Genomic DNA, 11254 nt, shown 5'->3' with positions numbered 1-11254 from the left:
GCGATATGCGAAACGCGGCGCGCTGCTTAGGGCGAACGTGCTAGAACGACGGTGCCCCTGCGGGTAGCGCCGGCCGTGAGTCCGCGACGAGCGGTCTCGCGCATGGCACGGTTGACCGTATTCACATGTAGACCGAGAAAATCCGCGAGCAGGCGTTGCGACGGTAGACGGCTTCCGCTCTTGAGGGCCCCGTCGCGAATAGCCTTTTCGATTTCATCGGCTATTGCGAGATATGAAGGCCCGAGGTGTGTGGACAATTTCGCTATCCAGTAGACCATTGTTGCGCTCCCAATGTTGGGCTTGAGCGGTTGCTCAGCCCTGGCGGATGGCGGCAGCACAGCCCGCAGATCGTTGGATGCATGCTGCCGCCTTGTGGCCTCAATGATTCGAGTTGCCGTCTTCACCGTGGCCATCGCCCACAGCAGGCATGTCCGCCGGGATATCTCCGTAGCCGCCTAGACCACCCGTGCCGTACGAGCGATCGACTGCCGTCGAAGTGCCGCTGATGTTCACCTTCACAGTCGGAGCGAGCGTGCCGCCACGGCGTGCCCCAATGGCGTCGATGAACGATTCGACAAGGCCGCCTGGCATCACGTAGTGCGAGTAAGACTGGAATGCACGCGGATTCTGGTTCGGATCCTCGGCATAGGGTGCGCCCACCGGTGCGCTAAAGTCGGTCGGGTTGCCGAGGACAAGGCCACTGCCCTTGTTTAGCGGCTCGAAGTCGCTGCGGATACCGTTGCCGACGAATCCATACACGCCGTCCGGTCCGTCCACTCCAGCCGCCATGGTCGCACGATGGCTGATCGTGAACAGATAGTATTTGCCGTCCTTCATGTAGATCTGCGGCCGCTCGGTCTGGTCGTCCCCACAGTTCGCCGAGAGGATTGGCGGAAGGAACTTCCACTCGGTTAGCTGCTTGTCGGTCGCGACCGCGAGGCCCACGTTTGCCTTCTGGTAAACGGCGCCCCTGTTCATCACCGTGTTCAGGTCTTCGCCGTACGGGTCGTTGGGCGCGTAACCAAGATCAGCTTGAGTACAGGTGCGCGCGCCACGTGGGCCGCCCGTGTTGCCTTCAAACACCATATACGTCTTGCCTGGATGTGCCGGATCGGTGAAGACGAACGGATCGCGGAAGGAGAAGTAGTCATTCTGCTGGCCGGTCTGGTACATCACCCCATCGGGCTGCAGCAGTGGCTTGTGATCGTCAAACCCGGTGAACCAGACGTGCTTGTCGTCTGCATGTATGTGGCCATCCGCTCGGGTGATGATCGCGATCGGCGGCGTAATGTCCGATCCACCGGGTGCCGAGCGATTGAAGGACAGCGCCGTGTAGTAAAGGCTCACGTTGTCGCCCCCAGTAAAGCGCGCAGACCCCGACCATTCAGCGTTGTTGGTCATAGGCGCCGTGCCGAATACTTTCGCGCTCGCACCGTCCGGAAACAGATGGCCGCCCCAGATCCATCCTCCGTTTGCTGGTCGTTGCGACGCGGGTATGCCTGCGCGGCGATAGAAGAAGCCGATGCGCGCATGTACATGCCGGTCGTCGAAGGTATAACCGGCATGAGGGTCCGCAGTTAGCGAGTAGATTACTTCCCAGCCCTTGTAACTCAACTGGTGCGCGTGAACGTCCGCAAGCGGCCACGTATCCCACACCCATACGTTCGGGTTGATCAACGGGAAGTCCTGCGCAATATCAGGCATCGTCAGCGCCTGCGGCAGCGAATTCTTGTCCACGGCCGTCGCAGTATGGGACTGTGCGAGGATCTGCCGGATGTCCGCTCGCGTCCAGCGCATCGTGAAGTTGGCCTCGGGATCGTAGGCCTGCTGTGTATGCGCAGTTGGAGCGGGGAAACCCGATCCCGCTGACGAAGTTTGTGCATGAACCGGCAAGGCGCCGACTGCACAAACCGCAGCGAGCCCAGCCGTCAAACGTTTGCGCATAAATCGTGAACGAGAGAAATTTAAATTTTGCATTCGAACCCCATGTCACAGTGAGTGTGGGAAAGGTAGGAGTAGCACTTCCAAACCGGTTTGGATTCTAGTCCAAAACCGGTTTGGAAACAAATGATGCTTTCGTGACGGAGAATTGCACTTGCATTACGGCCACGACCGATTCTGATGCCCACTCGGCTTCGTCCAGTGCGCTGCACGGTCCGCAAATGGACGGTCGTGACGGTGCGCCTGGAGGCGCATTCCCTCTTTGAGCCAGAATCCAGGTCCGCGAGCACGCTTCATCTGTCCTTTCTCGATCATGTGCATCACTTCAATGCCGGCCAGAGAGGATCCGGGCGCACCGAAAAGTCTTGAACTCCAGCATGGGACGCGTGCGTCGCTTGATCGCGCGATGGTCCTGGTCGATGATGGGTTTCAAGGATTTCCGATGTGCGCGTATCATCCTCTCCGGTATCGAGATCATGCACATGATCCGCAAAGGTCAGGTGAAGGGAGATAATAGTCGCAGCGTCGCTGAGCAATTTTACTCGCTTGCAAAATAAAGAATCCTGATTAACTAGATCATTATTCGCCCACTCCGCTATCGAGAAACAACCGCACCGCGTACGTGAATCGATGGTGCGGGACCGTACGAGAACGATCAACCAGATGCATGGGGATCTGGTGCAAATAGATGGCAAGTCTGCGATCCATCGTATAAATATGGATACCTTATCGAGTGAAAAGGACAGCACTCCAGACAGAGGAAGCAGTGATGTCCTCACGCGCGATAGCGGATAGGTCGAATTGCCCCTTGCGAATGCGATGCATCAACTCGATGCCTGAAATCGTGGTCGCTGCACTTCTGAATCGTTTGAACCCGAGCATCACGTTCGTTCTGGACTTGATGTGGCGATGGTCCTGTTCGATCAGATTGTTGAGGTACTTCGAGGAGCGCACCTTCGTGTCCTCGGGAAGCAGGCCGTCAATTTTCATCTCACGCACGGCTCGATGCGACGCGGCATACCCATCGAGCGTGAGCGTCTCCGGTGGCCGCCTCTGATGCTTGATAGCCTTGCTGAAAAAGGCTTTTGCCGCAGCCACATCGCGCTTTGCCCTGAGCATGAAGTCTACCGTCTGGCCGCTCCGATCCACCGCTCGATATAGATAAACCCATTCACCCCCGGATCTTGAGATACGTCTCGTCAACCCGCCAAGACCGCCCCGCAGACATGGCGAAGTGGTTCCAGCGCTTGACGAACTCGGGCGTATAGCGCCGCACCCAACGCAGGATCGTCGTGTGAGCAAGCGACAACCCTCGCTCAGCCATCATCTCGACGAAATCGCGCAGGCTGAGTTTGTAGCGCAGATACCAGCGCACGCAAAGAATGATCACGTCACGGTCAAAGTGACGGCCAGCGAACAGCCCGTCCAGATTCTTCAGTTTGCTCATCGCGGGCCCTCAAATTGGTCAGCCCGCCACTCTAACCGAATCGTCGATCGCTATTTTCACCACAACCGTCTGATGCACTCAACGAAATCGGCGTTTTAGCGGGCCTGGCAAATGACAGGATCACAGCGAATCGCGTCGCGGCATGGGCTTACGCTGCCGCAAATGCCACTGGTGGGCGCGCCTGGCTGTCCGCGTCGAACTATGAACCCGTAACGCCCCGCTATCTTCGCCTCCTGGAGGCCGAGTATTGAGCGAGCACGTGTTTCGACCAAGGGTAACGTCGATAGCAAAAGACGCTTTGACGATCTAGCCGCATCTTGTTCCGCGGATAGCTGGGGAGGAGCAAGACAGCCGGTGCTTTCGTCGAACAAACGTCCATAGCTGCCGTTCAGCGAGCGGGAAACTTCAGCTGGAACGGCAGCAATACTCCGCAACCAGAAGGAGATGCTGCGCCCACAATCGGCCATTGCTGACGCTCAGGTGTCGCCCTTTATGAGGCAGCTTAAGGTCGTACTCCCGTCGATCGAACCTCAACGACCGCGAATGTCGGGTCTCACTGGCAGCAGATGCGTACGAACCTGTCCGCATTTTTGTGGGCGAGGCGGTTAAAGGAATCGTTACCCGCGCGCCTGCGTGAATCGATCACCAAACAGAATAGCAAACTGGTTCATGGCCGACTTCCAGTCGAAGGCAGCGCGAACAGATTTTGCCAGGACTTTGCGTAGCGCCAGCCCAAGGAGTGTCGCTGGCGTACGCATCTTCTACATGCGAACGCCAGTTGACCAGCCGATGCTTAAGCCAGCCACTGCTTGATGTTGGCCGCCATGACATTTGTCGAAATACCATAGCGGTCGTGGAGCGTCGGCAGTGCACCTGCATCGAGAAACTCGTCGGGCAGCGCTACCTGTTTGAACGTACACGAAACGCCGGCGCTCAAGAGCGTGGTTGCGACAGCTTCACCCAAACCGCCGATAACCGTATGGTTCTCAGCGACGACGACCATGCGCCCCGTCCGCTTTGCCTCGCGGATGATGGTCTCTGTATCGAGCGGCTTGATGGTCGGAACATGCAACACCGCGACGTCCACCTTGTCGGACGCCAGCACTTTCGCAGTTTCCAGCGCCCTCATGGTCATGAGGCCGGACGCGATGATGAGAACGTCGTTGCCATCGCGCAGCATTTTTGCTTTGCCGAGTTCGAACTGATAGTTGTACTCGTCGAGCACCGCGGGAACGTTGCCACGCAGAAGGCGTGCATAGACCGGACCCTTATGCGCCGCGATGGCTGGTACCATCTGTTCAATATCGAGCGCATCGCACGGGTCAATTACCGTCATGTTCGGCATTGCGCGCATGAGCGCGAGGTCTTCAGCGGCCTGGTGGCTTGGCCCATAGCCGGTCGTCAGGCCCGGGAGGGCGCAAACGATTTTGACATCGAGGTTGTCCTCAGCGATGGTCTGATGAATGAAGTCGTACGCCCGCCGCGTCGCGAACACTGCATAGGTGGTGACGAACGGCTGCGCTCCTTCGTGGGCGAAGCCAGCAGCGGCGCCCATCAGAAGTTGCTCTGCCATGCCCATCTGGTAGTACCGCTCTGGAAATTCCTTCGAGAAGATATGAAGGTCGGTGTACTTGCCAAGGTCGGCCGTCATGCCAATGACATTGGTCTTCGCTCGAGCCAATTCGACGAGTGCATGTCCGAACGGAGCGGAGCGGGTTACCTGACCTTCGCCGGCGATGGACGCAATCATTGCGGAGGTCTTCAGGCGCGGCTTTTTATCGACTACCGGGTTCATGCTTTGATCCCTGCAAAAGTTTCATCAAGTGCATCCAGCGCCAGCTTCCATTCATGAGCGTCCACCCGGATGAAGTGGTTCTTTTCCCGTTGCTCGAGGAAAGGCACGCCACAGCCCATCTTCGTGTCGCACACGATGATTCGGGGCTTCGGCTCCTTCAGGTTGCGGGCGTTGTCGAAGGCCGTCTTCACGGCATCGATGTCGTTTCCGTTCACGCGTTGCACGTACCAGCCGAACGCTTCGAGCTTCGGAACGAGCGGCTCGAAGGCCATGATTTGCGTCGACGGGCCGTCGGCCTGCTGGTTATTGACGTCGACCATCGCAATCAGGTTGTCCAGCGTCCAGTGTGCCGCTGAGAGAAGACCTTCCCAGATGGCGCCTTCGTCGAGTTCGCCGTCCGAGAAGAGCGTGTACACGAACGACCTGGAGCCTTTGCGCTTGAGTCCGAGACACCGGCCCACAGCAATCGTTAGCCCCTGGCCGAGCGACCCGCCGGACATCTCCATCCCCGGTGTGTAGCTCGCCATCCCGGACATCGGCAGACGGCTGTCGTCGCTGCCGTAGGTCTCAAGCTCCTCTTCGGGAAGGATACCGGCTTCGAACAGTGCGGCGTATAGCGCGATAGCGTAGTGACCGTTCGACAACAGGAAGCGGTCCCGGTCCTCCCAGTCTGGCTCGGCCGCGCGGTAATTCATGGCGCTGAAATACGAAACAGCGAGAACGTCAGCGATGTCGAGCGCCTGTCCGATATAACCTTGGCCCTGTACTTCGCCCATCAGCAGGGCGTTGCGGCGGATGCGGTATGCGCGCTCGGCGAGCGACACATCCTCGATGACGGTTGTACTCATTTACTCGTCTCCTTGAAAGAGTTCGTTCAGCGATTGACCGTCTTTGCGGGCACGAAGAACACCAGCACCGCGCCCAGCACGACGGCCGTCGAAATGAAGATGAGGCCTGCTGTCGCCTTGCCGGTGAGGTCATTCAGCCACCCGACGATGGCGGGCGAGAAAAAGCCGGCCAGATTGGCGAAGCAGTTCACCGCAGCGATTCCGGCCGCGGCGGACATGCCGCTGAGAACGGCCGTGGGAAGCGCCCAGAACAATGACGACGAGGCGAGGATGCCGGCAGCAGCGATGCTCACGCAGATAATCGATGCACCCACGCTTCCCAGCGTCGGCAGCGTTGCGAATGCCGCGGCAGAAACCAGCATCGGAATCGCGAGATGCAAACGGCGTTCGCGGCGCTTATCGGCGCTGCTTCCGAGCAAGGGCAACGCGACGATGGCGCAAATGTACGGAATCGCGGTCAGGACACCCACCCACAGCGGGTCGGCGACACCAGTGCGGCGGATGATTGTCGGCAGCCAGAACGTAAGGCCGTATTGACCGAGAACGACACAAAAGTAAATTCCAGCCATCAGCCAGAGACGGCGGTCGCGGACGAAGGCACGGATCGACACGTGTTCGGTGGTCGCTGTACGGTCGCTTTCCACGTTGCGCTTGAGGAGCGCCTTTTCGTCGTCTGAGAGCCATTTGGCGCTGGCGATGCCATTGTCGAGATACAGAAAAATTGCGACACCCAGGAGCAACGACGGCAGTGCCTCCAGCATGAAAAGCCACTTCCATCCTGCAAGTCCGTGGGCGCCCTGGAAGGAATGCATAATCCAGCCGGAAAGCGGGCCGCCGAGGATGCCAGCCATCGGAATAGCCATGAAAAACATCGAGAGCGCTTTTGCGCGTCGGGCGGCCGGGAACCAGTAGGTCAGGTACAGAATCACGCCCGGGGCGAAGCCCGCTTCCGCAACGCCGAGCAGAAAGCGCAGAACATAAAACGTGGTTGGCGTCTTCACGAACACAAAGCTCGCGGAAATAACCGCCCAGGTCAGCATGATTCGCGCGAGCCAATTTCGCGCGCCGACTTTGTGCAGAATGAGATTGCTTGGGACTTCGAAGAGGAAGTAACCCAGGAAGAAAATTCCTGCACCGATGCCATAAATGGTTTCGGAGAAGTGCAGGTCGTTGAGCATCTGCAGCTTTGCGAAGCCCACGTTCACCCGGTCGAGATACGCGCCGAGGTAACAAAGCATCAGAAAGGGAATGAGGCGACGAGCGACTCTTGCGTAGGTTCGCGCTTCGAAGTCTGATGAGTCGCTCGAAGCCGAGAGGTCTGCACCGATTCCCGGTGTGGCCAGTCTGGATTTCATGGGGTGTCTCCTGTCATCTGAGCCCGTCACGGCGACGGGCACAGTGCCATGTCTCTGTGCCGCTTTGGCTGCAAGACGCCGCGGCTGGTCCAAGTGCGTCGTATGTTATGCAATGTCGGAAGCGAACGCGGGCACGTCACTTCAATGAATCAGCATGCCGCCGTTGACGTCAAGCGTAATGCCAGTCAGGTACGACGAGAGGTCGCTTGCCAGGAACAGGCAGGCATTGGCGATGTCGTTTGCCTCGCCGAGGCGCCCGAGCGGAATGCCCTTGATAATGTCCGCACGCATCTCGGGCGTCAGCTTGTCACCCGTGATGTCCGTCTGGATGAGACCCGGCGTAATGGAATTGACGCGGATATGATCGCCGCCGAATTCACGGGCCATAGCTTTCGCGAGGCCGAGAACGCCTGCCTTTGCGGCGCTGTAGTGCGGGCCGCCAAAGATGCCGCCGCCGCGTTGCGCGGAAACGGATGACATGCACACGATGCTGCCCCGTTGCTGCTTTTTCATGTGGGGAATGACCGCCTGCGACATGTACAGGGTGCCCAGAAGGCTGACGCCGACAACCGCGTCGAAGTTATTCTTGGAGATTTCGAGTGTCTTGATGGGCTGCGTAATTCCCGCGTTGTTTATCAACGCGTCGATTCGGCCGTATTTAGCAGCGACTGCATCTGCTGCGGCGACGCAGGCTTCCTTGTCGGTAACGTCGCACGCCAGACCAAGATGACCTTCCCCTAGGTCACGCGCAGCGCTTTCCGCGTCCGCCAGGTTCAGGTCCAGAATGGCGATGCGCGCTCCTTGCGCTGCCATCGCCTTTGCTGTCGCTTTACCGATGCCGCGCGCCGATGCCGCGCCCGTGACGATAACGACTTGATTCTCGAGCAACATGTGGGTGTCTCCGTTGATGAACTAGGTGTAGGCGAAGTTTGTCCGCCGGCGCGCCTTGCATCAACGCAGTTCCTTTCAACCGTAGCTGAGAAATTTTCAGCCCCCAGGGTTATCCCTGTGTACGCGGCTTGCAGCGCTCGATTTCTTCTTCAATCCAGGACAAAAACTTTGCAACCCGAGACAATTCAGCGTTCTGGCTCGGGTAAACGATGTGATGCGCCCCAACCTCGACCGAATGACTATCGTCGAAGACCTGCACGAGGGCGCCGTCCTTTATTTTCTGCGAAGCCATCATTACGCTTTCCAGTGCAATTCCGAGCCCTAACGAAGCTGTCTCAATGGACATGTACGAGCGGTCGAATGAAAAATCGAACGTCTTGTTCGCACCGGCAACCCCGACCCGTCCGAACCATTGCCGCCACTGAACGAGCGGCGTCTCCGAATAGATGAGCCGCTGCGCCAGAAGGTCTTCCGGCGTCTTCACCGGATGCCGCTCGAGGTAGGCCGGCGACGCCAGCGGGGCAATGAATTCACCCCGGACCGTACGTACTTCAAGGTTGCTCCATTCTCCATAGCCGTGACGAATGTCGATGTCGTAATACCCGTTCGAAAACGAAACGTTCTCGTACGAACAGGCGACGTTCAGCTGAACGTCACCATTTGCTTCCTGAAACGAGGATAGCCGGGGCAATAGCCACATCAGGCCGAAACTCGGGCTCGAGTGCACGCGCAGGATGTCGACTTCTTTCTGGCTTGAGGCTCGCTCGGTTGCCCGACTGAGGTCTGCCAGCGACCCCGTGACATCCGCCAGATAGCGCTCACCGGTTGGCGTCAGGACGAGACCACGCCCAGTCCGTTGAAACAGCGATTGGCCAATCATCGATTCGAGGTTGCTTAGCTGATGGCTGACTGCCGAAGCCGTGAGGTCGAGCTCTTCTGCTGCTCGATTCACACTCTTCGTGCGTGCAATGCACTCGAACGCAATGATGGCCTTCAACGGAGGAATTCGCATGATCAAATTTTTTTCAGTCGCGATTGAACAAAACTGCATTGCCTTCGGACGGTGCTCGCTGCCATCCTCGACGTCAAGCGATACGGACACGAAAACAGACGAAATGTTACCCCGTGTCAGGCCGCCTGGTGGCCTAAAGTCTTGCCTCATATAAAGATTGCGCGGTGCAGCAACCGCACAGGAGACATTGATGGATAACCTGACCTCCCCTTCCCGCAAACAATCCACCCGTCGCTACAAGGTCGTCCAGCGCTAAGGCGACCGGCCGTCACCGGATTCGGCGCGTCGTATTTGCTGCCACCCGGTTAAGCCTTCGGAAAATGTGACACGCCGCAGGCGGCTCTTGTGGCCTGCGGTTGGAGACGTTCGTTCGCAGTTTTCGCGACGGAGATTTGCTATGTCTGAACAACCTGCGTTGTTGCTCGCGAAGTCAATCGTCAAAAGTTTCGGTGCTACCAGCGTCCTCAAGGGCTTCGACCTGTCTGTCCGTCCGGGAGAGGTTCACGCGTTCCTTGGTGGCAATGGAGCCGGGAAGTCGACGTTCATCAAGATTATCTCTGGCCAGCATCAACGGGACGGGGGCACGCTTCAGTTTGCCGGACGGGACCTCGGTGGCTCCTCAGCATCACCCGCTGACACAGGAGAGATTGCGGTTGTGAACCAGGAGCTGGCACTGTTGCCTCATCTGTCGGTCGCGGAAAATATCGCAATACCCCGGATGCATCGCGCGCTCGGGACCTATAGCGAGCGGGCATCACGTGCGCTCGCGATTGACGCTCTATCGTTGATTGACTCGCAGTTCGCCCGGGAATCGGTTAGTCGTCTGGTGGGCGAGCTATCGCTTCACGAGCGGCAGCTCGTGGAAATCGCTCGAGCACTCCGCTCTGGCGCGAGGCTGCTACTGCTTGACGAGCCGACAGCGAATCTCACTGCTGCCGAGACCGGGCGTCTGTTTGCGGTCATTCGAAGGCTGGTCGCGGAGACAAGTCTCGCCGTCCTGTTCGTATCCCATCGCATGCGCGAGATACGTCAGATTGCTGACGTCTGCACCATCATTCGCGACGGGAAAACAGCCATCGACCGTGCGCCGCTCAATGCCATCACGGACCGCGAAATCGTCGACTATATGGGGCAATCCGTCGAGCCAGACCAGCAACCCGAGGTCAGCCTGGAAGCTGCATCGGATTTGCGGGAAGGTCACGACGCGCGTCACGACAACGGTAGCACCGCGGAAAAGCCTATCGTTGTCCGCCTCGACGATATCGAGCTCGAAATACGTCCGGGGGCCATTATCGGACTCGCGGGCGCACCGACCGGCCCTCTGGCTCTCATTGAGGCACTCACGGGACTCGGGACAAAATCTCGATGGAATATCGAGCGCGCCGGGGTGCAGGTCAAGCATCGCGGTCCGTCAGGCGCAGCTCGCGCCGGGGTCGGCTACATATCTGGCGACCGTGCAAACAAAGGCATTCTTGCAACGCTTCCCATCATCGACAACCTGATGGCGGCGCGGCGCATCGTCGAGCGAAAAAAGATAGCTCGTGACGAAGAGCTTCGGCATGGGCAAGCCCTCCTCGACGCGCTCAAGATACGTGCCGGTTCCCTATGGCACCTCCCCTCAACTTTGAGCGGTGGTACGCAGCAGAAAATTCTAGTTGCGCGCTGGCTGAATCTGAGACCGCAACTGCTGGTGCTCGAAGAACCCACGCGCGGCGTCGACATTCGGACAAAGCGGGAAATCTACGCGCTCATTCGCAAGCTCGCCAGGCAGGGTACGGCAGTCGTCTGGTGGTCGACCGAGTACGTGGAACTGGTCGAACTCTGTGACACGGTGCTCGCATTTGACCTTTCCGGGCGGCCGACCGGCATTCTTCGTCACTCAGACGTTAATGAGGAGAGCCTTGCCAGCGCTACAGGGATGGCCGCCTGAAACGCATGACGTTTCGGAAATCGAAGATTAAGCCA

Annotated in this window: 10 protein-coding genes and 1 pseudogene; 2 read left to right on the top strand and 9 right to left on the bottom strand. The window is 58.5% G+C overall.

All coding sequences use genetic code 11. The annotated features are described in order from the left end of the window. Window positions 1-26: 26 nt before the first annotated feature. The 3 genes and pseudogenes from P5W99_RS26245 to P5W99_RS26235 all read right to left on the bottom strand — a co-directional run. Complete coding sequence (locus P5W99_RS26245; RefSeq protein WP_421027721.1) at window positions 27-278, bottom strand: GntR family transcriptional regulator; 252 nt, start codon at window positions 276-278, stop codon at window positions 27-29. Window positions 279-378: 100 nt separating this feature from the next. Continuing rightward, entirely contained in the window at window positions 379-1944 is a 1566-nt protein-coding gene (locus tag P5W99_RS26240) for a glycoside hydrolase family 68 protein (RefSeq protein ID WP_421027720.1), read from the bottom strand. Window positions 1945-2232: 288 nt separating this feature from the next. Further along, window positions 2233-2365, bottom strand: a pseudogene (locus tag P5W99_RS26235) (DDE-type integrase/transposase/recombinase); the annotation flags it as partial. On the opposite strand from P5W99_RS26235, the gene P5W99_RS26230 reads away from it, so the two are divergent. Next, complete coding sequence (locus P5W99_RS26230; RefSeq protein ID WP_421028058.1) at window positions 2307-2498, top strand: hypothetical protein; 192 nt, start codon at window positions 2307-2309, stop codon at window positions 2496-2498. The pseudogene P5W99_RS26235 and the gene P5W99_RS26230 overlap by 59 nt on opposite strands. Window positions 2499-2667: 169 nt before the next feature. Here P5W99_RS26230 and P5W99_RS26225 read toward each other — a convergent pair. The 6 genes from P5W99_RS26225 to P5W99_RS26200 all read right to left on the bottom strand — a co-directional run bounded on the left by P5W99_RS26225 (window position 2668) and on the right by P5W99_RS26200 (window position 9289). After that, window positions 2668-3388, bottom strand: a protein-coding gene (locus P5W99_RS26225; protein ID WP_421027719.1) for an IS6 family transposase whose coding sequence is annotated in 2 segments (ribosomal slippage) — window positions 2668-3120 and window positions 3122-3388 — 720 coding nt in all. Because the reading frame shifts where the segments join, the coding sequence is not laid out codon by codon here. A 793-nt stretch (window positions 3389-4181) separates the two neighbouring features. Continuing rightward, window positions 4182-5183, bottom strand: coding sequence for a transketolase family protein (locus P5W99_RS26220; protein ID WP_421027718.1), 1002 nt, complete (start codon window positions 5181-5183; stop codon window positions 4182-4184). Next, window positions 5180-6031 (bottom strand): transketolase, encoded by an 852-nt coding sequence (locus P5W99_RS26215; protein WP_421027717.1) that lies wholly within the window; start codon window positions 6029-6031, stop codon window positions 5180-5182. The genes P5W99_RS26220 and P5W99_RS26215 overlap by 4 nt, the downstream gene beginning before the upstream one ends. Window positions 6032-6057: 26 nt before the next feature. Continuing rightward, entirely contained in the window at window positions 6058-7386 is a 1329-nt protein-coding gene (locus P5W99_RS26210) for an MFS transporter (protein ID WP_421027716.1), read from the bottom strand. A gap of 141 nt (window positions 7387-7527) precedes the next feature. Further along, complete coding sequence (locus P5W99_RS26205; protein ID WP_421027715.1) at window positions 7528-8277, bottom strand: SDR family NAD(P)-dependent oxidoreductase; 750 nt, start codon at window positions 8275-8277, stop codon at window positions 7528-7530. A gap of 109 nt (window positions 8278-8386) precedes the next feature. Further along, window positions 8387-9289 (bottom strand): LysR substrate-binding domain-containing protein, encoded by a 903-nt coding sequence (locus tag P5W99_RS26200; RefSeq protein WP_434665428.1) that lies wholly within the window; start codon window positions 9287-9289, stop codon window positions 8387-8389. Window positions 9290-9686: 397 nt separating this feature from the next. On the opposite strand from P5W99_RS26200, the gene P5W99_RS26195 reads away from it, so the two are divergent. Beyond that, window positions 9687-11219: a sugar ABC transporter ATP-binding protein gene (locus P5W99_RS26195; RefSeq protein WP_434665073.1), complete on the top strand. Its 1533-nt coding sequence runs from the start codon at window positions 9687-9689 to the stop codon at window positions 11217-11219. Window positions 11220-11254: the final 35 nt, after the last annotated feature.

The organism is Paraburkholderia sp. A3BS-1L, assembly GCF_051125215.1.
Taxonomy (GTDB): domain Bacteria; phylum Pseudomonadota; class Gammaproteobacteria; order Burkholderiales; family Burkholderiaceae; genus Paraburkholderia.
The sequence above is the reverse complement of the archived record's forward strand: the minus strand, read 5'-3'. Positions and strand labels throughout refer to the sequence as shown.